Consider the following 25482-nt stretch of genomic DNA (forward strand, 5'->3'; position numbering starts at 1 on the left):
CCGCTTCAATCGTGCAAATATTCGTCCATTGTGTCCAGAGTGCGGCGCTATCTGGCCGTTTCAGGGGTTACAGACCGATACGATCGCGCAGCGCGTACCAGGTCATTGCCAAGGTCAGCAGGGGCGCGCGGAATGCGGCACCGCCGGGGAAGTTGGGCACTTTCAGTGTGCCAAGCGTGTCAAACCTGTCTGCCTGTCCGCGCACGGCTTCGGCCATCACCTTACCGGCCAGACCGGACAGTGCGACGCCGTGCCCCGAAAAGCCACCGGCCGAGATGACGTTCGGTGCGATCCGCTGCACGGCAGGCAGGCGCGGCATCGTAATTCCCAACGTGCCGCCCCAGACATGGTCTATCTTCACGCCCGCAAGTTGCGGGAAAAGTGTCACCATCCGGTGAACAAGGGCGGTTTGAATGTCACCGGGGTAGCCGATGGAATAGCTTTCGCGCCCCCCGAAGAGGAATCGTTTGTCTTCGGACATGCGGTAATAGTTGACCACAAACTTGCTGTCAGCGACGGCGATATCGCGGGCCAGCACCTCTGCTGCGCGGTCGCCCAAGGGTTCGGTCGCACAGATGAAACTGTTGATCGGCATCACTCTGGCTGCAATTTTGCGTTCGATATTCGGCAAATATCCGTTGCCTGCGATCACTACATGGTTGGCCCTGACCTGGCCCGCGCCGGTGCGCACGTGGGCAGGGTCGCCGTGGGCGATGTGGTGGACCTCGCTGCCCTCAAAGATGCGGGCACCGGCTGCCTCTGCCGCGCGCGCAAGGCCAAAGACATAGCGCAGCGGGTGGATGTGACCTGCGCCCATATCAAGCTCACCCCCTTGATAAAGCGGGGTTTTTACGATGGCACGCATGGCGTCAGGACTGAGCGTCTCGATCTGGTCATAGCCGTAGGTGTCGGCCAGATGGGCCGCGTCGCGGGCGTGGCTGTCAGCCTCACTGCGGGTGTAAAAACCGTGCGCGACCCCGGGGGTAAAGCGCGCGTCGGGTGCGAGCGTCTGGCAGTTTTCGCGGATGTCGGCCTTGGCCTCTTCGGCCAGTTCCCATAGCAGGCGGGCGTTGCCCGTGCCGCAGCGTTTTTCCAGATCGCGCTGGGACATGTTGTAGCCAGAGCCGACCTGTCCGCCATTGCGCCCCGACGCGCCAAAGCCCACGCGGTGCGCATCCAGCACGACCACATCCAGCCCCGCACGGGCCAGATGCAGCGCGGCAGAAAGACCGGTGAAGCCTGCGCCGATGACACAGACATCGGCTTGCGCATCGCCGCGCAATGCGGGGCGGGCAGGGGGAATATCGGTCGAGGCGGCGTACCAGCTTGGCGGGTACTGGCCTTTGGTGTCGTTGCGGTAGAGCGGGTTCATCTGGGGTCCGATGTCGGTGGGGATGCGCGGGAGTATGCGCGGATACCGCAGCGGGGAGAAGCCCGCAATGGTGCGTCAAGACGGCGTACGTATGGTGTCAATACAACGTACATACGGTTTGTGTTGATGGGTTTGATGGTTTGGGGCGGGGTTTTCACGGTTTGAGTGATCGTGCGGCCCTTGATGCCGATGCCCCGCCCGGCATCGCCGGGCAGCGCCCGGACCGGGGCTTCGCCCGTTGATCGCTCAAACGATCCACTGGATCGTTTGCAAGACGCTCTCAACCCTCCCCTATGGAGAAGAAAAGCTAAATTCTTGCTTGGTTAGATGTTTACTGCACGCGCCTTGATGCCAAAGTCCCGCCCGGCATCGCCGGGCAGCGCCCGGTCCGGGGCTCCGCCCGTTTGAACCTGAAATGGTCCACCGGACCATTTCCGAGACGGTTCAAACCCTCCCCCCTGGAGGGCGTTTTGCACCCACCCACGGTCAGGCGCTGCCCTGTATGGGGATAGGTGGTGATGGAGGGTGCGCATTTATGCGCACCGTTGTGGTAGGCGGTACAGCGGTACGCAGCCAACGCACAGCCTATGGTTTGCTTTCGGTAAGATATGAGGCGCAAACCACTTGTATAATTCTGTCGGACAACTGATATTATGACAGTATGTTTGAGGACCAATATGAGGCAAACCATGGGCGCTAAGGGTCAACACGTAGTACCGAACGGCGGCAAGTGGAGCGTGCGAAAAGCAGGTTCATCTCGTGCATCAGGGGTATATTCAACACAAGGCGAAGCAATTTCTGAAGCTAGAAAGATTGCAAAGAACCAAGGCACAGAGTTATATATCCACGGTCGTGATGGGCGTATTCGAGAAAGAGACTCATATGGCAACGACCCAAGAAAGTCGAAAGGCTAATTGTTGCCGGATTATAATTTTGAGAAATGTGTATTTGTAAATTGCCCTTTTGACGAAGAATACGAGCCTCTCCTGCAGGCAATCTTATTTTGTATTGTCGACTTGGGATTTACTCCGCGTCTGGCAAGTGAAAATCAAGATTCTGGTGATGTCCGTCTTGTGAAGATTCGAGAATTAATCGAGGCTTCAAAATTTTCCATCCATGATCTTAGTCGATGTCAGGCACGAAAGGTAGGCGAGCATTTTAGGCTTAATATGCCGTTTGAGCTCGGTATAGACTATGGTTGCCGTCAATATTTTGGAGACGGACGAGAAGCAAAGCGCTTCTTGATTTTAGAAGAACAACGCTATCGTTATCAGGCTGCTCTTTCTGATATTTCTGGAAGCGATATTCAAGCACATAAAGGAGACTATCAGTTAGCAGTGAAGAAAGTCAGAAACTGGTTAGTCAATGTCGCAGGGGCCGATGGAGTCGGACCTACAGCAATTTTTCGAAACTACACCGATTTTCAGGAATGGTATTGGGAAAAGATGCGTGCTGCGGGTGCCTCTGAAGATGACATTCGAGAATATCCAACCAGTGAAGTTCTCGATGCGATGCACGAGTGGGTTGCAAATGGCAGGCCAATCTAAACATCCAACTCCTCCACGAACCGCGCGTTTTCCTGAATGTACTGAAACCGCAGTTCGGGCTTTTTGCCCATCAGGCGCTCGACAAGGTCCGCCGTGTCGCCGGGTTCGTCATCTGTCACCGTGACGCGGATCAGTTTGCGGGTGGTGGGGTCCATGGTGGTTTCTTTCAAATCCTTTGCGTCCATTTCGCCCAGACCCTTGAACCGCTGCACGTCGATTTTGCCCTTGCCGCCCAGACCCTTGGCCATCACCGCGTCTTTTTCAGCGTCATCGGCCACATAGACCCGCCGCGCCCCCTGCGTCAGCCGGTAAAGCGGCGGGCAGGCAAGGTAGAGGTGCCCTTGGTCGATCAGCGGACGCATTTGCGTGAAGAAGAATGTCATCAGCAGCGACGCGATATGCGCGCCGTCCACGTCCGCATCGGTCATGATGATGATCTTGTCATAGCGCAGGTCATCGACATTGAACTTGGTGCCCATGCCAACGCCCAAGGCTTCGCACAGATCGTTGATTTCCGCGTTCGACGACAGTTTGTTCGACGCCGCCCCTAACACGTTGAGGATTTTACCCTTGAGCGGCAGCAGCGCCTGCGTCTTGCGGTCGCGCGCGCCCTTGCCGGACCCGCCGGCCGAGTCGCCCTCGACGATGAAGAGTTCGGTGCCCACACGGTCCTTGGACGTGCAATCAGTCAATTTGCCGGGCAACCGCAGTTTCTTGGTGGCGGATTTGCGGGCGGTTTCCTTTTCCTGACGGCGGCGCAGGCGTTCTTCGGCCCGCAGTACAAGGAAATCAAGGATCGCCCCTGCGGATTTCGTATCGGCCGCCAGCCAGTTGTCGAAGTGGTCGCGCACGGCGTTTTCGACCATGCGCTGGGCCTCGGTGGTGGCCAGACGGTCTTTGGTTTGGCCCACGAATTCCGGTTCGCGGATAAAGCAGGACACCAGCGCGCCGGCCCCTGTGGTCAGGTCTTCGCGGGTGATGGTGCCCGCCTTTTTGTTCGACACCAATTCGCCGTAGGCCTTGATCCCCTTGAGGATGGCGGCCCAGAAGCCGGCTTCGTGTGTGCCCCCTTCCGGCGTGGGCACGGTGTTGCAGTAGGACTGGATGAAACCGTCGCGGGCCGGGGTCCAGTTGATCGCCCATTCGACCTTGCCCGGCACGTTGAATTTGTCCTGAAAGCTGACCGTGCCTGCAAAGGGTTTGTCGGCGTAGGTGGTGGCGCTGCCCAGCGTTTCGCTGAGGTAATCGGCCAGTCCGCCGGGGAATTTGAAGGTGGCTTCAAGCGGTGTTTCCCCGTCGTTGATGCCGGTTTTCCAGCGGATTTCGACGCCGGAAAAGAGGTAGGCCTTGGACCGCGCCATCTTGAAGAGCGTGCGCGGTTTGAGGGTCAGCCCGCCAAAGATTTCCGCGTCGGGATGGAAGGTCACGGCGGTGCCGCGCCGGTTGGGGGCGGCCCCGATTTTGGCCAGCGGCGCCTGCGGGATGCCCCGCGAGAATTCCATCATGTAAAGTTCTTTGTTCTTGGCGACTTCGACCCGCAGATGATCGGACAGCGCGTTCACCACCGACGATCCGACTCCGTGTAGCCCCCCCGACGTCTGGTAGCTGTCGCCAGAGAATTTGCCGCCTGCGTTCAGCGTGCAAAAGATGATTTCGAGTGCGGATTTGTCGGGCTGTTTGGGGTGCGGGTCAATCGGGATGCCGCGCCCGTTGTCGCGGACTGTGACGTGCCCGTTTTCGTGCAGTTCAACCTCGATCCATGTGGCGTGGCCCGCGACCGCTTCGTCCATGGAGTTGTCGATGATCTCGGCGACCATGTGGTGCAGGGCGCGTTCGTCCTTGCCGCCGATATACATGCCGGGACGTAGGCGCACGTGCTCCATATCTTCAAGAACCTCGATCGAGGCGGCGTTGTATTCGTTGGGGGAGGACGCCCCGGAGAGGAGATCATCGGCCATAGTCTACTGCTCATTGTTATGGTTTGGGCCATAATGGCAGGCAGGTGGGGTGGGGGCAATCGTGGATTGGGGTTAATGGCTGATTGAGGCGCAGGATATATGGGACAGGGGATAGTCTGGTGCGCCGCGCCCTGGCGAACGCAGCCCCCGACCCTCCCGTCGCACCAGAGGCACGCCAATTGAATACGGCATGCCTTCGGCATGACGGGAGGGGGCTTCACCCCCACCCAGGATCGGGGGCTGCCCTTTGTTTAATGCACGAAGGGTGAGGCTGGCGTTGTTCTACCGCCCCAGATGGTGCACCTCCTGCAGTCCGTAGACGGGCGTGTCGATCCCTTCCATGCGCGCCTTGAGTTGCAGCGACAGGAATTGCGAGTAGTGCCGTGACTGGTGCAGGTTGCCGCCGTGGAACCAGAGTGCCTCTTGCTGGGTCGGTTTCCACATGTTGCGCTGCTCGCCCTCCCAAGGACCGGGGTCCTTGGGTGTGTCAGAGCCGAGCCCCCAGACCTTGCCCACCTTGTCGGCGGTTTCCTGATCGACCAGATCCGCGACCCAGCCGTTCATCGACCCGTATCCGGTGGCATATACGATCAGGTCGGCCTCCAGCTTGGTGCCGTCGTCAAGAATGACGCCGTCCTCGACCACCTCGGTCACTTGACCGGCCTTGAGCTTGATCTTGCCGTCGATGATTAACTGGCTGGCGCCCACGTCGATGTAATAGCCCGACCCGCGCCGCAGGTATTTCATGAACAGGCCCGACCCGTCAGCGCCCCAGTCAAGCTGGAACCCTGCCTTTTCAAGTCCTGCGTAGAAGTCCGCGTCAACTTCCTTGATCTTGTCATACACAGGGATCTGGAACTCATGCAAAATCGCGTAGGGCAGGGAGGCAAAGATCATGTCGGCCTTTTGCGTCGTGACGCCCGCAGCAACCGCCCGTTCGGAATAAAGATCGCCGAGGCCGATTTCCATCAGCGGTTCTGACCGCACGATGTGGGTCGATGATCGCTGCACCATGGTCACATCAACGTCGCCTTCCCACAGGGCGGCGCAGATATCGTGGGCCGAGTTGTTCGAGCCAATGACAACGGCCTTTTTGCCCTTGTAGGCATCGGGGCCGGGGTGCTGGCTGGAGTGTTGCTGGTCGCCTTTGAATTTATCCATGCCGGGAAAGTCGGGCATGTTCGGTTTGGCGGACATGCCGGTGGCAAAGACAAGTTGCTTGGGGTGCAACGTCACCTGTTCGCCGTCACGATCAACGGTGACGGTCCATTCTTTCTTGTCCTCGTCAAAGCTGGCCTTCTGGACGGTGGATCTGGTCCAGTAATTCAGTTCCATCACCTTGGTATACATTTCCAGCCAATCGCCCAGCTTGTCCTTGGGGGCAAAGACCGGCCAGTTCGGCGGGAACGGCAGATAAGGCAGGTGGTCGTACCAGACCGGGTCATGCAGGCACAGCGATTTGTAGCGGTTGCGCCAACTGTCGCCGGGGCGGTCGTTTTTTTCCACGATGATCGTGGGCACACCCAACTGCCGCAGCCGCGCGCCAAGCGCTATGCCACCCTGACCGCCGCCGATGATGACGGTGTAGGGCTGTGTGGTGTAGCCCAGTTCGGCCTGTTCCTTTTCACGCTCTTCCGCCCAAGACATGCGGCCCTTGCCCGCACCATGTTTGGCCCCCAACGGGCGGTCGTAGCCCATAGGTTCCTCGTGACCTTTGAGTTCGGTCATGGATGTCAGTAAGGTCCAGATCTTGCCGTCGCGCAGGCGAAGCAGGCCGTAACCGCGCGCTACGTCGGTTTCAAAGGTGATCCATGCGGTTGTGATGCCGCCTTCTTCCGTGGCGGTCTCGCCTTCGGCCAATGCCCAGGCACCGGGTTTGGTGTGGGACAATTGCGCGGTCAGCATATCGCGGACCTGATCGGGCCCCTCCATCGTGCGGATATTCCATGTAAAGCTGACCAGATCGCGCCAGTAGCAATCATCAACAAACATTGCTGTGGCGGCGTCAATGTCGTGCGTGGTGAGTGCCGCGCCAAATTCATTCAGAAATTGTGTCACCTGGTCGTTCGTCGTTGTGTCAAGCACAGTGCTTCCTCCCCTTTTGTCAGGGGAAACAGTGCCGCAGGACGATGCAAAACGCCACCAAGACGAAAGTCTGTCACATTGGGACACGCATGCAGCGAACAGGGCGGCCGTCGCATCGGTCCCGAAGAGACATTTGGTCAGTCGTCAGTAAAGATCTGTGTGCCGATTTGTCAGCTTTGCGGGACAAAGCGCCATTCAGACAACGCGGCTGAATGGCAGCTTTCAGAACAGTCACCATACAATGCGTTTGCCATCTCAAAAAGACGCAAAAACAAGTCTGACCCTCGCGTGGCTACTTGCCTTCGGCCTGCCGCCCGTAATCCTCGGCATCAAACCACCCACGAGACGCTTTGACCTTGAGATCGTCACCAACCTCCCACTCTTCCCAGCCCCGAATGTTCAATGGATTTCCACTGTTTGCATCGTGGCCAGTGAATGTCCAAATGAAAATAACATGATTTCCTGCACAACGCACATCATCACAGGAAAGCGTCAAGTCCGGGACGTCCGCATAAAAGCCTGCGGCCATGTCCTGAACGCGCGACCGACCGCTCCATGGGTCGCCATTATTAATTATGATTTCCCCATCTTCTGCAAAGAAAGAGGCTACCGCCTCTGCGGATTTAGAGTTCCAAGCTGCTGTATAATCTGCCGCCATCTTGGCCACGGCTTGCACATCAATCATCGCGTCACCTTTCCAAATTAACATGCCAAGACCATGACATTCAGTTTTATCAAGTCCAGAGAAATCTAATTTCAGTACCGCACAGAGGATGTGGCCTGCGATAGCCGCCATTTGACACATCAAAGAAAGCGGCCACACCGGGCGCGCGGCGGACATGCATTGCGTCTTGCATCATGGGCTGTGAGGGGCGTGCTCCGGCTGGGGGCCAGTTTTCATTCGCCTGCTGATTTCGTTTCAAACCTGAGCCCAAAGGCACTGCGCGGCCGAAAGCCTTTCCAATATGTATGGTCGTCTGTGGGGTTGCCTGCGTCATCGTGCGACCAGACGGCAGCGTTTCCGTCAGGCACAAGGTCAAAATAGGCGGCCTTGCCTTCATCGCCTTTGAGGTGCAGGTCAAGATAGCCGGTGACGAAATGCTGGCTGACGTTGTTCATTCTGGTCGTATCCCAGACCGCGTCTGCATAGTGCCCAAAGGGGAACCAGCCGTCAGCGGCGGGCAGGTCATAGGTTTCAACCGGGGCGGGCATTGGGGCGCCTGCGTTGTGGTTGGCGTTTTCAAAGGTCAGCAGGTGCCGCCTTGTGTTTTTGGTGTCGTCAAAGATGCCGCGGATTGCGTCATAGATCGACACATCATCGACACTGCCCGCGATCAGCATCAGCGGCTTTTCGATCCCCGACCAGCTGTCCGCGTCCCAAAAACCGGTGTTGTTGCCCCATGGCCCGAAGGCCACGAAGGCTTTGACGCGCGGGTCTTGCAGTTGCGCGTGGCTGTCAGTGCCCATCATGTTGCGTTCCAGCAGCCCCTGCGGTGCGCCCCATGAATATTCCGTGCTGGCTTGCGTGACGCCCGCACCGGCATAGATCAGCGCCCCGTAGCCGCCCATGGAATAGCCGATGATGGCGATGTTGTCGGATTGGATAATTTGCCCCAGATCACCCTCAAGTGCGCCCATCCGATCAATGACAAAACGCTGGTCCCATGGCCTGTTCACAAGCGTGGACCCAAAGGCGGTCTGGTCATCATAGGTGCTGTCGCGGTGGTCAATAGAGGCCACGACGTAGCCCTTGGAGGCAAGGTTTTCACCTAGCGGCGACATCAGGAAACGGTTGCCCGGATAGCCGTGAGATATAATCACCAGCGGGAACGTCCGGCTGGTGTCCGGGTCTGCGTCGCGGGCGGCTTGCCCTGTCAGGGTCGCCTTTGTTACCCCGTCGCGCACGATAGCTGTCATGGTGCCGCCGGGTGTGATTGAGTCTTTGGCCGGATACCAGACTTCGACGGTCAGGGTCCGGTCATAACGGGCGATGTCGCCTTCTGCTTCGGTGTTGACCACGTCAATCTGATCGCGGTTGGTGAATTGCAGGGTCGTGACGCCGATTTTGTGGTCGCCGTAGTGCGCAAGTTCCGGTGCATCGGGGCGCACGATGTCGATCCGGTTTTCGGCGCTGGCGGCTGTCGCGGCCAAAAGACCAAGGGCTGTGGGAAGTGCGCGCATCTGTCGGCTCCTGCATGGCGTTCGCGTTCGGTGTTCAGGCTAGCGGTGCCGGAACCGGATGAACAGCGTTGAACTTCCCTGTTGACGGGCTAGGGTGGCGGCAAACGGAGGGTGACATGCGGATTTTCTTTACTGGTGGCAGTGGCAAGGCAGGCAAATGGGCGATCCGGCATTTGCAGGCGCAGGGGCATGTCGTGGTGAATATCGACAAACAGCCGTCAGGGCTCGATTGCTCAGAACTGCTGGTTGATCTGTGTGATGCGGGGCAGGTGATCGGCGCAATGTCGCAATATGCCGATTTTCACGAGCTTGAGCCCGGCACAGGTGTGCCCAAATATGACGCTGTGGTGCATTTCGCAGCCGTCCCCCGTGTGATGATTGGCACCGATGGTGAATGTTTCCGTCAGAATACACTGTCGACCTATAATGTGGTCGAGGCGGCCGTAAAGCTGGGCGTGCCCAAGATCATCTTTGCAAGCTCCGAGACGACCTATGGCGTTTGTTTTGCAGATGGCGAGGTCAAGCCCGACTATGTGCCTGTGGATGAAGAGCACCCGACGGTGCCGCACGACAGCTATGCCATGTCCAAGGTTTGCAACGAGGCCACGGGCCGGTCGTTTCAGGCGCGCTCGGGGGCGGATATCTATGGGTTACGCATCAACAATGTGATTGAGCCGCACGAGTACGCCGAAAATTTCCCCGCCTTCATGAAGGACCCCGGCCTGCGCCGCCGCAATATATTCGCCTATATTGATGCCCGCGATCTGGGTCATATGGTGGATTGCTGCCTGAAAACCGATGGTCTGGGTTATGAGGTTTTTAATGTGTCTAACGACGATATGTCGGTGGGGATCACATCGGACGCGGTCATCGCGCAGTTCTACCCCGATGTTCCGGTAAAGCGTGACATGCGCCCGGACGAAACATTTTATGCCAATGACAAGGCCAAGCGCATGGTCGGCTTTGCGCCGCAGCATTCATGGCGTGATGTGCTGTAATGTCTTTTTCAACTTTCAATCTGGCCGCTTTCGAGACCGCGCATCAAGATGCACGCCACGTCCTTGCAACCGATCTTGACCGTATCTGTCGTGACACCGGATTTTTGCTGTTGGAAGGGCACGGTGTCGCGCAGTCCACCATTGATGATATGTGGGCCGCCGCCACTGCGTTCTTTGCCCAGGATGCCACGGACAAGCGGAAGGTCAGCCCCCCTTATCAGGGCTATCCTTACGGGTATCTGGGGCCCGAGACCGAAGCGCTTGCCCGCTCAAAGGGCGAAGAGACGCCGCCTGACCTGAAAGAGAGTTTCAACGGTGGCCCGCTGGCAGTACCGCAGGATGCAGGCGATGATGCGCGGGCCTTTTGTTATCAGCCAACCCTTTGGCCGGATTTGCCCGGCTTTCGTCCTGCGTGGGAGGCTTATTATAGCGCGATGGAGGCATTGGCGGCCCGCGTCATGCGCGCCTTTGCCGCCGCGTTGCAGTTGCCGGACGGCTATTTCGCGCCCTTTATCGCGCATCCCATTTCTGCCCTGCGGGCTTTGCATTATCCGGCCACGGATACCGCACCTTTGGACAGACAACAGCGGGCGGGGGCCCATACCGATTATGGGTCACTGACAATCCTTTTGCCGCAACCGGGCCGAAAGGGGCTGCAAGTCATGCGCGATGACAGCTGGATTGATGTGCCCGCACATGAAGGCACTTTTGTCATCAACATCGGCGATCTGATGGCGCGCTGGACCGCGGATCGCTGGGTCAGCACGATGCACCGTGTTGTGGCACATCCGGGTCAGCCGCCGCGCCAGTCGCTTGCCTTTTTCCACCAGCCTGACTGGGATGCTGAAATCACGCCGCTGGATGGGTCTGACACTTATGCGCCTGTGTGCTCGGGCCCTTATCTGATGCAGAAATTTCAGGCCACGGGTGTCTGAAATGTAGCCGCCCGTCGCCGTGATGGATGCCACCTGTGCGCTGTGCAGTTGGGGCGCGCGGATGATCCAACGGCTGGACCGCAGCGGCCAAATCAGGATTGCCCCCATTCAGGGGCAGGCAGGTGCCGCATTGATGCGCGCACACGGGCTTGATCCCGTTGATCCCGAAAGCTGGCTGTTTATCACGAAAGGGCGCGTTTGCCGCGATGCCGATGAAATGATCGCGTTGGGGCAAGCGGTTGGCGGAGTAGGGCATGTGGCCGTGCTTTTGCGCCTCGTCCCGCGACCTGCGCGCTGCCTGACCTTGCGTTTCAGCCCCGGTTTCTGCCATGAAGGTCGTGGTCATTGGCGGCTATGGCATGTTCTGAATGGCTTGATTTGAACCAGGGAATGATCTGCCCCGTTTGGTCGATCGCGGTCACCGATCAGCGGTTGGGAGCCCCGTCGCTGGCACATGATCGCGAGTGTAGGTGCTGATTGTGCGCCACCGCAGGCAGCTGGCTCGGGCAGGGGAGATCGACGCCGGATAATCGGGCGCGCCGATGTCACTGGACGGAAGCGATAATCCGACATAAGGCTGGCGCCATGCAGAAAGTCGCCACCACATATCCTGAGCACGCGCGTGCCGTCTGGGCGCTGGGTATGCCGTTGATTCTGAGCAATCTGGCGCAATTTGCGATCCATATTACCGATACGGTCATGCTGGGGTGGTATGATGTGACGGCCTTGGCGGCCTCTACACTAGCCGGCACCATGTTTTTCGTCACCTTTCTCGTGGGTGCGGGGTTTGCGCAGGCGCTGACGCCGATGGTCGCCGCCGCATCGGAAGCCGGTGACGAGGTACAGGTCAGGCGCGTCACCCGCATGGGGCTGTGGCTGTCGATTTTTTACGGATTGGCGGTGACGATCCCGTTTTTCTGGGCCGAGGATATCCTGATCGCCATTGGCCAAGACCCGGATGTGTCTGCCATGGCGCATATCTATCTTCAGATTGTGATCTGGCAGATGATCCCTGCGTTGATCGTGATGGCGATGAAGTCGTTTCTGGCAGCGCTTGAGCATACCAGTATCATTCTTTGGGGCACCATTGGCACGGCAATCATGAATATCTTTGTCAATTACGCGTTGATTTTCGGCAATTGGGGCGCGCCTGAACTGGGCATCAGGGGGGCTGCGATTGCGTCACTTGCGGTGACGCTGGTCACTGTGGCGGTACTGGTGATCTATACGCTGCGCACCTTGCCGCAATACCAGCTGTTCCGGAATTTCTGGCGCAGCGATACCGAAATCATGGCGCGTGTCTTCAGGCTTGGATGGCCGATCGGGCTGACCTCTCTGGCCGAAGGGGGGTTGTTCAGCGCCTCCGCTGTGATGATGGGCTGGATCGGCGCGATTGAACTTGCCGCGCATGGCATTGCGATCCAGTTGGCGAGCCTGACGTTCATGGTGCATATCGGTTTCAGTCAGGCCGCAACTGTGCGTGCGGGCCGCGCCTTGGGGCGGATGGATGAAACCGGTCTGCGCACAGGGGGGATTGCGGCGATTGGCATGTCTGCGTTTTTTGCGATGATTACCTCGGTCATTTTTCTGGCTTTTCCAGAAACGCTTGTATCCTTGTTCATTGACCCCGCAGAGCCTGAGCGCGCCACCCTGTTGCGTGTGGGGGCGAGCCTGGTCATGGTTGCGGCCCTGTTCCAGCTTGTTGACGGGGCGCAGGTGATTGCGCTGGGGCTGTTGCGCGGGGTGCAGGATACGACTGTGCCCATGGTGATGGCGACCGTCAGCTATTGGATCATTGGATTGCCGGTCAGCTATGTGCTTGGGTTCACGCTGGGCTACGGCGCGGTTGGTTTGTGGCTTGGGCTGGTGATAGGGCTTCTGGCAGCAGCGATCTTGCTGCTATGGCGCTTCTGGGGCCGGTCTGTGTGTATCGCACCGCGAGCGGCCTAGCGCATCGCGACCAGATCCAGATCGCGCATCCGCAAGCGCGGATGCCTGAGCGTGCCAAAGTCAGACAGGTCTTCCTTGTGCGGAAAGAGCGACAGAAACTGTGTCAGCAGGTCGCCCTTCAGACCCAGCGTGAAAAAGGTGCCCGGATGCAGGCTTTCGACTGCCACGCCGTTGACGGTGATCTTTTCATGTCTGGCAAAGCCCAACTGATACACTCGCACGGGTGCTACCGGGCGCAGATCGACAAAGTGGCTGCCGTCAACGAAATCGCGGGCCGGAACAAAGGCGGATTGGCTGCCTGTCAATGTGCGCGCACCGGCGGAGCGATGATGCAGTCGCGCCGCGGGGCCAAGCACAAGATCTGCCGCGGGCCGTTGCGGACCCAGCGCGTCGCTTGTTACCCGGACCAGCGTGCTGTTTGCCCCAGCGGCGCCGTCAGGGTCCGGCATGATGGTGATTGACCCGCGCCACAAAAGCGTTTCCAGCATGCCGTCGGCCGTTTTGACCTGATCGCCGGGCAATAGATCTTCGGCCGCCATCGGGCCAGTTGCCGTCTGTATGATGGCCCCGTGCCCAAGCGCGCCGAAACAATCCTCGAACGCGGGAAGCGCCGGGGCGCGGCGGCTGATCTCTGCGATTTTACCGTGCCCGTCCAGATAGCTGATGTCATATTTGCGCCAACCATGTCTTTCGCGGTGGCTGTGCAAGTCTTTCTCTGATGCGGTGTGCACGTCACTTGCCGCGCGAGGACACGCGGTTTTCTGTCCGTATGACATGCCGTCTGATCTCGATCTTTTTTTCGCTTTTGCGCCGCGCAATCAACTCTTTGCTTTGTGTGCCCCGGTCCCACGGCATGGGCGTGTCATAGGCTGCAACAGCTGCTTGAAGTGATTTGTGCCAACGATCGTTCATGGTTCTGCCTTTGTCTTGTCTTGCGTCCCCACGCCTTGAGACAACAAGATGCAGGGTCAAACAGGCGACAGTTTGGCAAGGACATGACAAGCGCACCCTTGTTTGGAAACGAACTGTTGATGAATTAAGATTTTGAAAATAATGATAAAAAATAGAAGTCGCGGGGATTTACGTCGATTTTGAAGGTCTTGGCGCATCGGAGGATTACCGCTTGCCCTATTGCGGCCTTGATTACAGTCTGATTGCTGCGATCAGTCTGCCATAATCTGCCTCTTTCAGATGCATGGATCGCCGGTAGCTATAGAACCGCTGCGGATCGGCATAGGTGCAGTGCCGGGTCCAGCTTGCCGTGTCGACCCCGATCTGGTGCAGCCGAAACAGCCCGAATCCGGGCAGGTCGAATTGAAAGTGGTCACCGTGCCCCTGCAAAAAGAACCGGTCATAGGCGGGATCGGTCTGCACGAAACGGTCGCGGAATTCTGGCCCGACTTCATAGTTGCGCTGGCTGATCGACGGCCCGATGACGGCTGCGATCCGTGTGCGCTTGGCACCCAATGCCTCCATCGCGTTGACAGTGGCGTCGAGGATGCCGTCAAGTGCGCCTTTCCAGCCTGCGTGGGCCGCGCCGATGACGCGGGCCTTTGCGTCGGCAAACAGGACCGGCTGGCAGTCGGCGGTCAGGACGGTCAAGATCACGTCAGGGGTGTCTGTCACCAGCCCGTCGGCCTGTACCGGCTCGGTCAATGGGCCGCTGACGGGTACCGCCTTGGCCGAATGCACCTGATGCACCCCCGCCAATTGACCAAGGCTGCCCCCCATCGCTGTGGCAACCCGTCCACGGTTGATGCTCACGATGTCATGCTGGTCCGAGCTGCCATAACCACAGTTCAATCCGGCAAACACACCAGACGACGCCCCGCCCGCACGGGTAAAGAACCCGTGTGGCGTCCCGTCCAGCGACGGGTGGGTGATGAAGTCCAGCGTCATGGTTCCAATCCGGGTGGCGGCGGTGCATTTGCAGGATACAGAGCGATTACCTTGAAAAGGTCTCCCATCTGGGTGGGGTGGGTCAAGCGCCGATGTGCCTTGATATGCGTTTCAAGCGCGTCACCGGCCAATTGCTGCGCCAGTTTTTGCGCACGTTCGGTAATGCCCAACCGTTCAAGAAAGATGCCTTGTGTAGTCAATCGGCTGAATTTCGCGGGGGCTGCGTTTTGGGCGATGGCCGCAAAATCGACATGCGCGGTCAGGTCGGCATCACCGGGCGTGGCAAGCGGATCGGCCTTGGCATGCCCCGCGACGGCTTGCAGCGTATCGCCGAGCGACTGCCAGTCGCCATAGTCGATGATCAGCGCGGCACCGCCATGTCGGTCAATCCGTGCACCTAACGTGGCGCAAATGCCCGCAAGCGCAGGACAATGTTCGATCAGGTCCCCGTCTTTTGTGTCCGCAAGACGGTGCGTCAGAATCGTCAGTGGTGCCGCATCCGACAGCCCCATGACAAGGGTGCCGCTGTCCTCCCCGATCATGCGTTCGCGCCACGCGTCGCCTTGCCGGACAAATTGCCGGATCGGCAGGGCGTCAAAGAATTCATTGGCGATCACGAAAAGTGGCAGGTCCGGCAGGCTGTCCACGTGATCGTGCCATGTGGCAATCGGCACGTTGGTCGCCTGAACTGCGCGTAATGCGGGCGAGGTTTCGACCAGGTGCACCGACATCGCCGCGTGAAAGCCGGGCACGGCTTTGGTAGCGCGGATCACATCAGCCATCAGCGTGCCGCGTCCCGGCCCAAGCTCTGCAAGGGCGAACGGGGAGGGGCTGCCTTGATTCATCCATGTCTGCGCCAGTGCCAGCCCGACCAGTTCGCCGAACATCTGGCTGATCTCGGGGCTGGTGATGAAATCGCCTGCAGTCCCCAGCGGGTCGCGTTTGCTGTAATAACCCAGTGTCGGGTGCATCAGGCAGTCCGTCATATAATCGGCCAGACTGATCGGCCCTGTGCGGGCAATCCGGTCGATCAGGAGTTCGCGCAGGCTGCTCACTGTCGCCGCCGTGCCAGAAGAATGACTGTGATCCCCACCAGAATCATCGGCAATGACAGCGATTGTCCCATCGTCAGCCCGATGCCATCAATATGGAACCGCAGGCCCAGCGGGTTATTAGCGGTTTGGAAATGCGCATCGGGCTGGCGCACGAATTCGACCAGAAACCGCGAAATGCCGTAGCCTGTGAAGAAGGTGCCGGTCAGCAACCACGGTGTCCTGAGCGCGCCAAAGCGGAAGGCCATCAGCATCAGGACAGTGCCCAGCAACAGCCCTTCAAGCCCCGCTTCGTAGAGTTGAGAGGGGTGGCGCACGCAAGGGGCTGTGGCGGTCGCGCAAGACTGGGCGTCCGCACCCGGAAAGATTACCCCCCACGGCAGGTCCGTGGGCCGCCCCCAGAGTTCGGCATTGATGAAATTGGCGCAGCGCACCAGCAGAATAGCCGGGGTGGCCGCAACGGCGATGATGTCGGCCAGATCGGGCAGGGGTACCTGATGCCGCCTGCTGAACAGATAGACCGCAACCACAACCCCGATAAAGCCGCCATGAAACGACAGCCCGCCCTCCCAGATCTTGATGATATCCAGCGGCGCGGCCAGAAAATCGGCGGGCTTGTACAGCAGCACGTATCCCAACCGGCCGCCGCCGATGACGCCAACCACGATGTAGGTCAGCAAATCCTCAAGCTTGCTTGGTGCCATGGGTGGATCACCGCGCCACAGGGCAGGCCGTTTGAGCGCCATTTTGATGACCACCCAGCCAATGGCGATGCCCACGATATAGGCCATGGCGTACCACTTGAGCGCGATGGTGAACCCCGCGATGGTGAACGAAAAGATATCGGGCGATATCGCCGGAAAGGGGAGCGCTGCATTCATGGCCGTATTCCTTTCGCGCCGCTGCGACGAAGTCAACCAGTTGCACCCGCTTGTGTCCCGGCCGCAGAGCGCCCATATGTGGTCCAAGCGCAAAGGAGACCCTGATGCAGAACAAGAACAAGATTTTTGATGATCTCAGCCAGCTGATGACAAATGCGATGGGCGTCGCCCAAGGTGCCAAGGACGAGGCACAGACCGCCATGTCATCGATGATGGACCGCTGGTTGGCCGACCGTGATTTTGTCACCCGCGAAGAATTCGACGCCGTGCGCGCCATGGCCCAGAAAGCCCGCGAAGAAAACGAAGCACTCTCAGCGCGCATTGCTGCATTGGAAGCAGCTGCGAAGTAGGTCAGCACGCGCCGACGTCACGTGGGTCAGAAAAGGCGCCTCTTGTTGAACTTCACGCTGACTGCTGCGCCCTGCGAGCGGACGCGGCAGTCAGGGCAGAACGTTGGCTATTGCATGACGTGCCCATTACGTCATTTCCCTGCGAACCCCCATTGTTCTGGCCCAAAAGGACACAGTGTTAATCGCCCAGACACTGAGCGAACGCATCGGCCATCTGCCGCAGCATTGCCTCATATAGGTCTGGCCCTGCGTCAAACCCCGCGCCGGTCCCATTCAACACGCTTGTGCGCGCGTCCGTCCCTTCGATCACCACATCGACCCAGCGCGCCCCGATTTCGGCGTCGCTGAACACGCAGACGATATCATTTGAGACCACCAGATCACGCATTTCGGAAAGGTGGCCGGGGCCGGGGGCATGTGCGTGTGCGTCCGCGATGCTGGCTGTATGTTCCAGATCGTTCATCGACTCGAAATAGCTGTAGGCATCATGTGGGACGATGAAACCCGACTGATCCAGTCCGCGCAACCGGCTTTGGATATCGTCATTGAGCGCGGTCAGCATGGTAACAGTCTTGTCCGCGTTTGCCATATAGACGGCTTTGTTTTCGGAGTCAGCTGCGGCCAGTGCTGTGGCAATATCACTGACCCAGCCGCTGGCGATCATCGGGTCAAGCCAGCCGTGTGGGTCAATTTCGCCGTCATGCGTTGTCAGCGGGGTCCAGTTCGCGCTTGCTGTGAGCGGCAGTTGTGTCGCTTGCGGGGCCAGTGTTGCAATCGGGTCCGCCAGCCACGGGGTCAGTTCCGGCCCCACCCAGATCACAAGGTCTGCGTCACCGAGCCTCTCTGCATCGCTGGGCCGCAGCGCAAAATCATGGGCGTCTGCACCCGGCGGCAACAGCAGGTCTGCTGTGCCCAGATCACCCATCACCAGCGCGGCAAGGCTGTGAATGGGGGCGATGTCGGTGATCACTCTGGGCGCATCCGCCAACAATGGCGCAGGCCAGAAGGCCAGCAGGAAAGCAAATCTATGCATTTGAGGGTCCTTGTCTAATACTGCGGCAGTGTCTATAGAGTGTATGTTATAACATCACAAGGGGGCGAAATGCCCGATACCGTCGGTTTTGCCAAACATGATCATAGTACCTGCGTCGCCTCTGCGCTGCGGGCTGCCGATGCGGCATGTGCTCAGCGTAATGTGCATCTGACGCCGGTCCGCCGCCGCGTTCTTGAAATCCTACTGGAGTCGCATGCGGCCATGGGCGCCTATGATGTGTTGTCACGGCTGGATGCCGAAGGGTTGGGGTCAAAGCCGCCGGTTGCTTACCGTGCGTTGGCGTTTCTGGTCGCGCAGGGATTCGTGCATCGCATTGAGCGGCTTAACGCCTTTATCGCCTGCGCCCATCCCGGTGCTGCGCATGACCCCGCCTTCATGATTTGCCGCGGCTGCGGAAAGGTGGCCGAAGCTCTTGCCCGGCAGCCATTGGGGCCGGAGGCCGCAGACAGCGGATTTCAGGTCGAGCAGACGGTGATCGAGGCCGAGGGTCTGTGCCCCGGATGCCAGTCATGAGCCTGATTACGGCGACTGGACTCGAACTGCGCTATGGTGGCCAGAGGGTGCTGCAAGGTGTCGATATGACCATTGAGCCGGGCGAAATTGTGACAATTGTCGGGCCCAACGGGTCTGGCAAATCGACATTGCTGCGGGTTCTGGTCGGGGCGCTGCGCCCGCAAAAGGGGCGCGTGGATCGGCGGGCCAATCTGCGGATTGGTTATGTGCCCCAGAAGTTGCAGATTGATGCGACACTGCCGATGACGGTATCGCGGTTTCTGAACCTGCCAGCACGCGTATCCGCTGTGGCAGAAGTGACCGCATTGCAGACAGCCGGGGTTCCCCATGTGGCTGACAGGCAAATGTCGGACCTGTCGGGGGGGCAATTCCAGCGGGTGATGCTGGCGCGTGCTATTCTTGGTCGCCCGGATTTGTTGATGCTGGACGAGGCAACGCAGGGGCTGGACCAGCCAGGATCGGCCGCGTTCTACCAACAGATCGAAGCGGTGCGGCGCGATCTGGGCTGTGCTGTCTTGATGGTCAGCCACGAATTGCACGTGGTAATGAGCGCCTCGGACCGCGTGATCTGTCTGAACGGGCATGTCTGTTGCGAAGGCACCCCTGAGGTCGTGTCGGCGGCACCCGCCTATCGAGAGCTTTTCGGCACAGGCACTGGTGGCGCGCTGGCCTTGTATCGACACGAACATGATCATGGCCATCATCATCACGAGGCGGCCGAATAGATGTTGGATGATTTTCTGGTCCGGGCTGCGTTGGCCGGTGTTGGTGTCGCCGTTGCAGCAGGGTTGCTGGGCTGTTTCGTTGTCTGGCGGCGGATGGCCTATTTCGGGGACGCAACAGCACATGCCGCGATCCTCGGGGTGGCGCTGGCGTTGCTGTTCGATGTGTCGGTATTCGCGGGCGTCGGCGTTGTTGCACTGGGTATGGCGCTGTGCATCTATGGCATGAGCGGCAGGGACGAGGCTGTGGATACGAGGCTGGGCGTGCTGGCGCATTCTGCCTTGGCCCTCGGTCTGGTGGCTGTCACCCTGGTTCCCGGGCAGCGGATCGATCTGGATGGCTATCTGTTTGGGGATGTCCTGACGGTGACCCGGCCGGATCTGGCCATTATCTGGTCGGCAACGGCGATTGTGGCGCTGGTGCTTTGGCGGCACTGGTCGGCCATGCTGACCGCGACCCTCAGCGCTGATCTGGCCTATGCGGCGGGGATTGATCCGCGCCGGCAATCGTTGATCCTGACCTTGTTGATGGCAGCGGTTGTCGCGGTGGCGATGAAGGTTGTCGGTGCCTTGCTGATTACGGCACTGCTGATCATTCCCGCCGCCACAGCCCGCAAATATGCGCAGACGCCAGAGCGTATGGCGCTGCTGGCTGTCGCCATAGGCGCGCTATGCGCGATCGCCGGGTTGCGGATTGCGCTGGTGTTTGACACGCCGGTTGGTCCCACAATCATATGTAGTGCGGCGTTAACCTTTTTATTGTCCACAATCGGCGAACAATTGCGCAGGATTGGCATTTAATCGCCACGACCCGGACCTAAGCGCGCCTCAGCATTGCCTCGTTTTTTGTTCATCTATTGATTGTAGGCTAGATGACCGAAGAGGCTGACGCGATGACGCGATTTGGGATATTTGCAATAGCATTTGCAACGATGATGGTCGGTGGCAAGGCAATTGCGTCCGATTGTTCCGCACCGGCAAACGCGACGGCGCTTGCGACCGAAATTGCAGCCGGTGTGAATGCCAGTCGGCGCGCCAACGGGCAATCGCCCTTGCAGTTCAATGCGCGACTGGGCCGGGCCGCGATGGCGCATGCCTGCGATATGCAGGTGAACAGCTTTTTCGATCACCGCGGGTCTGACGGATCAAGCTCGCAGGTACGCGTGCAAAAGGCCGGATATAATGATTGCATTGTGGCCGAGAATCTGGCGTGGGGATATCCCCGTGCGGCGCAGATTGTCAGTGGATGGATGAATTCGCCGGGGCATCGCCGCAATATGCTGCATCCGCGCATTCAGGAATTCGGGATCGGTATCACGCAAGGTCCCAAAGGACCATATTGGGTGCTGGTGGTCGGCAAGAGCTGCTGATTTTCAGGCGCGATGGGTTCAAACCCATCTTACGGTTCTTCAATGTCAATCCACAATGTAGCGTATGATGGATCTTGATCCATCTCAGAGGTCGATCCAGATTGTAACTGGTCCGTCATTGACAAGGCTGACGGCCATATCCGCCCCAAACGCCCCTTGTGCGGTTTTGATCCCGAGCGAACCCATGTCGCGAATGAATTGTTCGTAAAGCGCCCGGCCGATATCAGGTTTTGCGGCAGCAGAAAATCCGGGCCGGTTGCCCCGCGACGTATCAGCGGCCAAAGTGAATTGGCTTACGATCAGCGCCGCGCCCCCGGTGTCGATCAAAGACCGGTTCATCTTGCCCGCGTCATCCTTGAAAATCCGCAGCTTGCCGATCTTTGCCGCCATGGCGCTTGACTGCGCTGATGTATCGCCGTCCATGGCGCAAATCAGGATCAGCACGCCATGCCCGATTTCACCGATCGTTGCGCCATCCACGCAAACGGAGGAGCGGCTTACCCTTTGGACCAGTGCTCTCACAGGTCGGCCGTCCATGGCGGGTTCGCCCCGGCGCGGCTGACCGTGATGGCTGCCGATTTGGCGCCGCGCGCCAAAGCCGCGCGGATCGTGTCCGCGTCGAGTTGCGCAATTTTTTCTTTGCTCAGCGCATCCGCCGCATGCAGACCGGCGAGGAGCCCTGCGTTGAATGTGTCACCGGCACCAACGGTGTCAACGACCGTGGCCTTTTGCGCGGGCACAAACAGCGCATGATCGGCGGTGTAGCCTGTTACCCCCTTGGCGCCTTCGGTGACGCAGACCAGTTTTGCCCCCCGATCCAACAGGCTGTGCGCCTTGTCTGCGATCGTGCCGTCGGGGACGAACCAGTCCAGGTCCTCGTCTGACATCTTGATGATGTCACTTTGCGCCATCATCGCAGTGATTCGTGCCCGGTAGGTCGCTTCATCCTTGATGAAAGATGGCCTGATGTTGGGGTCAATCATCGTCACCTTGTCGCCGGCAACACGGTCCAGCAGGGTCTGATAGGTCATTGCACAGGGCTCAACGGCCAACGATATGCCACCGAAAAACACGGCCTGCGCAGTGACTTCCGGCAGGTCGTCCACAGACAACATGCGCCCTGCTGTGTTCTCATCATAAAACGCATAAGAGGCCTGCCCATCGGTCAGCGTCACAAAGGCCAGCGTCGTCGGCCTGTCACTGGTGGCCGCAAGGCTGCTGTCGACTTGTGACGCCGCGAGGCCCGCGCGCAGCATGTCCCCGAACAGGTCCGACGACAGCCCTGAAAAGAACTGCACCGGCACATCCTGACGTCCCAGTGCGATGGCTGTGTTAAAGACTGCGCCGCCAGCATGGGGCGCAAAGGCTTTTTCACCGTTGCTTGTTTGCCGGGGCAACATGTCAATCAGGGCTTCGCCGCAACATAGGATCATTGGTTCTTTTCCCGGTCTATTGGTTCATTGCGATGACGTATCCGACGATCAGTGCGACGATCAACCCAAACAGCACTGCAAAAGTGATTTTCCAGGCAGAATAGGGGCGTTCGCCCTGCACCCGACCTGTGCGCCCGTTGACGACAAAGCGATAGGATTTGCCGCGATATTTGTAGGCGGCCAGCCAGACCGGCAGCAGGATATGTTTAAAGGTCACATCGCTGACGTGCGTGTCCACGTCTGACACCCGTTGTTCGTCGCCGCCTATATCATATTTCACATCCCGCAGGATCATCCGGTCCATATACTGACGCGCTTCGGTGAACCCGTCGGCCAGTTCGACCTGATACCCTTCCGCCCGGAACCCGGCCAGATATTCGGGCTTGTAAGGCTCCAACGCGGATAGGTCCCAGGGTTCCAGCCCGTCGGTGTATCTTTTGGGCAGCGATCTTGACGCAAGGACCAGCACATCGTCAAAGAACCGCGCGACCCTGCCGGAGGCCGGGCGCCAGCGTGTCTTGCGCACCCGGACCTGTTTGCGCTTGCCATCCCTGACGACTGTCTTTGTTTCATAATAATGCGTGCCGCGCTGGCCGCGGTAACTGCTTTTGGTGTCCGCATCGAATGTCCAGTAGGGGACATAAATGCCATTCATCTTGCGACCCTTGCGGGCATAGTCAGTCAGCCCGTTCGGGGCGAACCACAGGCTTCCTAGCCAATTGATCAGCGCATCGCGCGCGCGGCCTTCATCCAGATCAAACGGCAGCAGGCCCCGTGGCTTGATGTGCCGGTGTGTCCCGGTGCCGGTGACGACTGGGGTCGCGCAAAACGGGCATTCGGCAGCGTGCGTGTCCGCGTCATGTTCGGTCGTGGCCCCGCAATTGGGGCAGGTGATCACACGGGTTTCTTCGATCTCTTCCGCGCTCAACCGATTGTCGATGGCGGTGCGGAAATCAAGCTCCTTGATGCCCCCCCTTGCGGTGCGTGTCACTTCGATCGCTTCCACATGGCCGCAATGATCGCAGATCAGCCGGTCATCGCCGGGATCAAATCGCAGGTCCGATCCGCAGGCCGTGCATGGAAAGTGGTGTTCCTGTTCGGTCATCACAGGACCTTATGCAGTATCCGGGGTGACATGTTGCGCAGTGCCCCGTCATACAAAACATTATGCCGCCAGAAATGAAAGAGCCCGTGCAGCGCCCCCGCGCCGAGCAAGACCAGCAGCGGGATCCAGCCTGTGTCATGCGGTGCCAGCCCCAGCAGGGCAGCGGCATTTGCGCCAACCGTCAGCGCAAGAACGCCGTACATGCCCCGGTGAACCCACGAATGGGCCGTGCGCAGGGTCCCGCGCAACTTTGGCCCCGGCTTGCACAGCATCCCGCGTGTGACGGCCATCGCCAGCCAGAGGCCGCCCGCGACCACAAAGGCCCACCGCACGTAGGGGCTGGCGGTGCCGCCTTTGACCATGACGAGGACCAAAAGCAGGACCGACCAATGCAAAAAGATTGTCAGGCGGCGTTGTGTCATGGCCCCTGATAACAACCCCGCAGCCGGGGTTACAGATATTTATGTAGCCGTTTGGGGGTCATGATCCGCAAGGCATTGTCGCGCAGCCAAAGGTGCCGCCAGATGTGGAAGCCAGCGTGCAAAGCGACCAACCCGCCCAGCAGATAGAATTCATAGATGTGGAATGTGCCGATGATGTCGTTCGCGCGGGGCAGACCCATGGGCGGTGCAATCGGCAGAAAGCCCCCCGCTTTGAGCAGTCTGGTTGATGTCAGCCCCAACAGGAAACCCGTAATCGCGACCCCCCACAGCCCCCAGACGATGGCTGTGTTCAGCAGCCTGTGGATGCGTCGGGCCCGTGGCCCCAGTTTCGGCCCCGGCCGTCCTGCCAACCCGCGCCGCGCATAATCCGCCATCCAGATCAGCGAAATGGTCACAAAGACCAGCGCGAGTATTGAATGAAACTGGAACGCTGCCGGTCCGAATGGCAGCACATCTTCCGGCGTCACAAGGATGAACCAGATCAGCAACGGGATCATCAACACATGCCCGCATTTCAGCAATGTGCGCCGTTGGGGCAAACGGGCAAAAAGAGAGGCGATTGAATAGGTCATACCTTACTATACGCGCCCGGACCGGATTTAGTTTCAATTCCTGTTGTTGGTCACAATGTGAAAAACTGGTGTGCTGGCGCAAGTTGGCATGCCGTCGTCGCGGCAATCAAGCCGGATGTCGCGTCCGGCAGCAACGATTGTCTCCCATTCGGCCTTTATCGCATCAGCGCTTGCGGCCAGAGCCGCCTCTCCTGTGGGGTAGTGATCGTCTTGCAGGAAGAGCGTTATCAAACCCGGTGACGTCGCATTCGTCAAGCCGCGCTTGCCTTGGGCCTCCTCGATGGCATTGCAGACCGTTGGCGTGTCGTTTTTTCATTAACGCAAGCGGTACGGTGGAAAGGTCACTTCCATCGGGGCAGGGCTTTGGTTGTCATTTGGGGTTGTTCGAGGTTCGGCATGTTCGACGATGATCAGCCTGGCGTGTGGCACGAGCGGGTGCATAATCGCGTGATGACCACGGGCGCCTGCCGGGCAAAAAGATCAGCGGCCTGCACAATGTTCAGCCTGCCCGTGTTGCGCCGGCGTGGCGCTGCCACCTGCGTCGCCCCCGCGCCCCCAGAAAAAACACCAGTGGCCGCGCACCTTGTCCGGCCTGGCCCGATGTCCGCTTTTTTGACTGCTCACAAAGTTTTTGCCGCGTTGCAGTGAATGGCTGCTCCCTGCGGTGCCTGTGGAAAAACAGCCTGATGCCTGCACAGAAACTAACATCTGATTGAGCCTGTAGTCGCGTTTTTGTTCGGGCTTTGCGCATCTGCTGCGGTGCGGGGAAAATCCTCGCCAGTTTGCGGAGGTCGTGGGCCGTGGCGGCGCGCAGAAAAGCGTCGCTTGCCCCATCTAAGCGGAGCCGCCCCAACTAAAAAATGCACCATGACGGTTCACGAAACGCAGTTTCACTGCAAAAGATGCGCTACCATTTGTAAGGCAACTGGCGGCACATATTTCGCGTGCAACGGTTTGGGGTATAGGGGAAATTTCACCAATGGCAGTCCCTAGGGGAATCGAACCCCTCTTTCCAGGTTGAAAACCTGGCGTCCTAACCGATAGACGAAGGGACCGCTGTTG

The 25482-nt window shown here is 59.1% G+C and carries 28 protein-coding genes and 1 tRNA gene; 11 read left to right on the plus strand and 18 right to left on the minus strand.

Translation table 11 applies throughout. The annotated features are described in order from the left end of the window. Nucleotides 1–67: 67 nt before the first annotated feature. Complete coding sequence (locus tag C8N45_RS01630; protein WP_108384472.1) at nt 68–1372, minus strand: NAD(P)/FAD-dependent oxidoreductase; 1305 nt, start codon at nt 1370–1372, stop codon at nt 68–70. 689 nt (nt 1373–2061) lie between these two features. On the opposite strand from C8N45_RS01630, the gene C8N45_RS01635 reads away from it, so the two are divergent. Both C8N45_RS01635 and C8N45_RS23095 read left to right on the plus strand, forming a co-directional pair. After that, nucleotides 2062–2286: a DUF2188 domain-containing protein gene (locus C8N45_RS01635; RefSeq protein WP_108385093.1), complete on the plus strand. Its 225-nt coding sequence runs from the start codon at nt 2062–2064 to the stop codon at nt 2284–2286. 3 nt (nt 2287–2289) lie between these two features. Then, on the plus strand, nt 2290–2919 hold the full coding sequence (locus C8N45_RS23095) for a hypothetical protein (RefSeq protein WP_168769376.1): 630 nt from the start codon (nt 2290–2292) through the stop codon (nt 2917–2919). Here C8N45_RS23095 and parE read toward each other — a convergent pair. From parE to C8N45_RS01660, 4 genes are all read right to left on the minus strand, one after another. Next, complete coding sequence (parE, locus tag C8N45_RS01645; protein ID WP_108384473.1) at nt 2916–4877, minus strand: DNA topoisomerase IV subunit B; 1962 nt, start codon at nt 4875–4877, stop codon at nt 2916–2918. The genes C8N45_RS23095 and parE overlap by 4 nt on opposite strands. Before the next feature lie 282 nt (nt 4878–5159). Beyond that, the gene (locus tag C8N45_RS01650) at nt 5160–6962 is read right to left on the minus strand and encodes an NAD(P)/FAD-dependent oxidoreductase (RefSeq protein ID WP_108384474.1); all 1803 of its coding nucleotides are present in this window, start codon (nt 6960–6962) and stop codon (nt 5160–5162) included. Nucleotides 6963–7254: 292 nt separating this feature from the next. Further along, the gene (locus tag C8N45_RS01655) at nt 7255–7803 is read right to left on the minus strand and encodes a nuclear transport factor 2 family protein (RefSeq protein WP_245882515.1); all 549 of its coding nucleotides are present in this window, start codon (nt 7801–7803) and stop codon (nt 7255–7257) included. A gap of 56 nt (nt 7804–7859) precedes the next feature. Beyond that, entirely contained in the window at nt 7860–9143 is a 1284-nt protein-coding gene (locus C8N45_RS01660) for an alpha/beta hydrolase family protein (RefSeq protein ID WP_108384475.1), read from the minus strand. 116 nt (nt 9144–9259) lie between these two features. On the opposite strand from C8N45_RS01660, the gene C8N45_RS01665 reads away from it, so the two are divergent. The 4 genes from C8N45_RS01665 to C8N45_RS01680 all read left to right on the plus strand — a co-directional run bounded on the left by C8N45_RS01665 (nt 9260) and on the right by C8N45_RS01680 (nt 13026). Further along, on the plus strand, nt 9260–10141 hold the full coding sequence (locus C8N45_RS01665; protein WP_108384476.1) for an NAD-dependent epimerase/dehydratase family protein: 882 nt from the start codon (nt 9260–9262) through the stop codon (nt 10139–10141). Further along, nucleotides 10141–11076 (plus strand): isopenicillin N synthase family dioxygenase, encoded by a 936-nt coding sequence (locus tag C8N45_RS01670; protein WP_108384477.1) that lies wholly within the window; start codon nt 10141–10143, stop codon nt 11074–11076. The genes C8N45_RS01665 and C8N45_RS01670 overlap by 1 nt, the downstream gene beginning before the upstream one ends. 22 nt (nt 11077–11098) lie before the next feature. Then, nucleotides 11099–11458, plus strand: coding sequence for a thiol-disulfide oxidoreductase DCC family protein (locus C8N45_RS01675; RefSeq protein WP_375342459.1), 360 nt, complete (start codon nt 11099–11101; stop codon nt 11456–11458). 203 nt (nt 11459–11661) lie between these two features. Further along, nucleotides 11662–13026, plus strand: coding sequence for an MATE family efflux transporter (locus C8N45_RS01680; RefSeq protein ID WP_108384478.1), 1365 nt, complete (start codon nt 11662–11664; stop codon nt 13024–13026). Here C8N45_RS01680 and C8N45_RS01685 read toward each other — a convergent pair. From C8N45_RS01685 to lgt, 5 genes are all read right to left on the minus strand, one after another. Then, the gene (locus tag C8N45_RS01685) at nt 13023–13757 is read right to left on the minus strand and encodes a Hint domain-containing protein (RefSeq protein WP_168769377.1); all 735 of its coding nucleotides are present in this window, start codon (nt 13755–13757) and stop codon (nt 13023–13025) included. The genes C8N45_RS01680 and C8N45_RS01685 overlap by 4 nt on opposite strands. Before the next feature lies 1 nt (nt 13758). Next, a complete protein-coding gene (locus C8N45_RS23100) occupies nt 13759–13938 on the minus strand; it encodes a hypothetical protein (RefSeq protein ID WP_114427801.1) in 180 nt (59 codons plus the stop codon). Nucleotides 13939–14169: 231 nt separating this feature from the next. Further along, complete coding sequence (gene pgeF, locus C8N45_RS01695; RefSeq protein ID WP_108384481.1) at nt 14170–14925, minus strand: peptidoglycan editing factor PgeF; 756 nt, start codon at nt 14923–14925, stop codon at nt 14170–14172. Further along, complete coding sequence (locus tag C8N45_RS01700) at nt 14922–15980, minus strand: class I SAM-dependent methyltransferase (RefSeq protein ID WP_108384482.1); 1059 nt, start codon at nt 15978–15980, stop codon at nt 14922–14924. Before C8N45_RS01700 ends, pgeF begins: the two co-directional genes overlap by 4 nt. Then, on the minus strand, nt 15977–16858 hold the full coding sequence (gene lgt / locus C8N45_RS01705) for a prolipoprotein diacylglyceryl transferase (protein ID WP_108384483.1): 882 nt from the start codon (nt 16856–16858) through the stop codon (nt 15977–15979). Before lgt ends, C8N45_RS01700 begins: the two co-directional genes overlap by 4 nt. Before the next feature lie 104 nt (nt 16859–16962). Here lgt and C8N45_RS01710 point away from each other — a divergent pair, with 104 nt between their 5' ends. Further along, the gene (locus tag C8N45_RS01710; protein ID WP_108384484.1) at nt 16963–17208 is read left to right on the plus strand and encodes an accessory factor UbiK family protein; all 246 of its coding nucleotides are present in this window, start codon (nt 16963–16965) and stop codon (nt 17206–17208) included. A gap of 178 nt (nt 17209–17386) precedes the next feature. On the opposite strand, the gene C8N45_RS01715 is transcribed toward C8N45_RS01710, so the two are convergent. After that, nucleotides 17387–18241 (minus strand): zinc ABC transporter substrate-binding protein, encoded by an 855-nt coding sequence (locus C8N45_RS01715; protein WP_108384485.1) that lies wholly within the window; start codon nt 18239–18241, stop codon nt 17387–17389. Nucleotides 18242–18310: 69 nt separating this feature from the next. On the opposite strand from C8N45_RS01715, the gene C8N45_RS01720 reads away from it, so the two are divergent. From C8N45_RS01720 to C8N45_RS01735, 4 genes are all read left to right on the plus strand, one after another. Next, complete coding sequence (locus tag C8N45_RS01720) at nt 18311–18775, plus strand: transcriptional repressor (RefSeq protein WP_108384486.1); 465 nt, start codon at nt 18311–18313, stop codon at nt 18773–18775. Next, nucleotides 18772–19500 carry an ATP-binding cassette domain-containing protein gene (locus C8N45_RS01725; RefSeq protein ID WP_108384487.1) on the plus strand — a complete coding sequence of 243 codons (729 nt, stop codon included), beginning with the start codon at nt 18772–18774 and terminating at the stop codon, nt 19498–19500. Before C8N45_RS01720 ends, C8N45_RS01725 begins: the two co-directional genes overlap by 4 nt. Next, entirely contained in the window at nt 19501–20298 is a 798-nt protein-coding gene (locus C8N45_RS01730) for a metal ABC transporter permease (RefSeq protein ID WP_108384488.1), read from the plus strand. Nucleotides 20299–20369: 71 nt separating this feature from the next. Continuing rightward, a complete protein-coding gene (locus C8N45_RS01735; protein WP_245882519.1) occupies nt 20370–20867 on the plus strand; it encodes a CAP domain-containing protein in 498 nt (165 codons plus the stop codon). Between the two features lie 84 nt (nt 20868–20951). On the opposite strand, the gene dtd is transcribed toward C8N45_RS01735, so the two are convergent. The 7 genes from dtd to C8N45_RS01775 form a co-directional block, all read right to left on the minus strand. Continuing rightward, nucleotides 20952–21389, minus strand: coding sequence for a D-aminoacyl-tRNA deacylase (gene dtd / locus C8N45_RS01740; RefSeq protein WP_108385097.1), 438 nt, complete (start codon nt 21387–21389; stop codon nt 20952–20954). After that, entirely contained in the window at nt 21386–22300 is a 915-nt protein-coding gene (locus C8N45_RS01745; RefSeq protein ID WP_108384489.1) for a carbohydrate kinase family protein, read from the minus strand. Before C8N45_RS01745 ends, dtd begins: the two co-directional genes overlap by 4 nt. A 16-nt stretch (nt 22301–22316) precedes the next feature. Beyond that, complete coding sequence (locus tag C8N45_RS01750) at nt 22317–23405, minus strand: TFIIB-type zinc ribbon-containing protein (protein WP_108384490.1); 1089 nt, start codon at nt 23403–23405, stop codon at nt 22317–22319. Beyond that, nucleotides 23405–23827, minus strand: a complete 423-nt coding sequence (locus tag C8N45_RS01755; protein ID WP_108384491.1) for a hypothetical protein — start codon at nt 23825–23827, stop codon at nt 23405–23407. Before C8N45_RS01755 ends, C8N45_RS01750 begins: the two co-directional genes overlap by 1 nt. A gap of 29 nt (nt 23828–23856) precedes the next feature. Beyond that, the gene (locus C8N45_RS01760) at nt 23857–24420 is read right to left on the minus strand and encodes a cytochrome b/b6 domain-containing protein (RefSeq protein ID WP_108384492.1); all 564 of its coding nucleotides are present in this window, start codon (nt 24418–24420) and stop codon (nt 23857–23859) included. Nucleotides 24421–24453: 33 nt separating this feature from the next. Continuing rightward, nucleotides 24454–24675, minus strand: a complete 222-nt coding sequence (locus tag C8N45_RS01765) for a hypothetical protein (protein ID WP_108384493.1) — start codon at nt 24673–24675, stop codon at nt 24454–24456. Between the two features lie 725 nt (nt 24676–25400). Continuing rightward, nucleotides 25401–25475: transfer RNA gene (locus C8N45_RS01775), tRNA-Glu, on the minus strand. Nucleotides 25476–25482 lie beyond the last annotated feature (7 nt).

Source organism: Yoonia sediminilitoris (assembly GCF_003058085.1).
Classification (GTDB): Bacteria; Pseudomonadota; Alphaproteobacteria; order Rhodobacterales; family Rhodobacteraceae; genus Yoonia; species Yoonia sediminilitoris.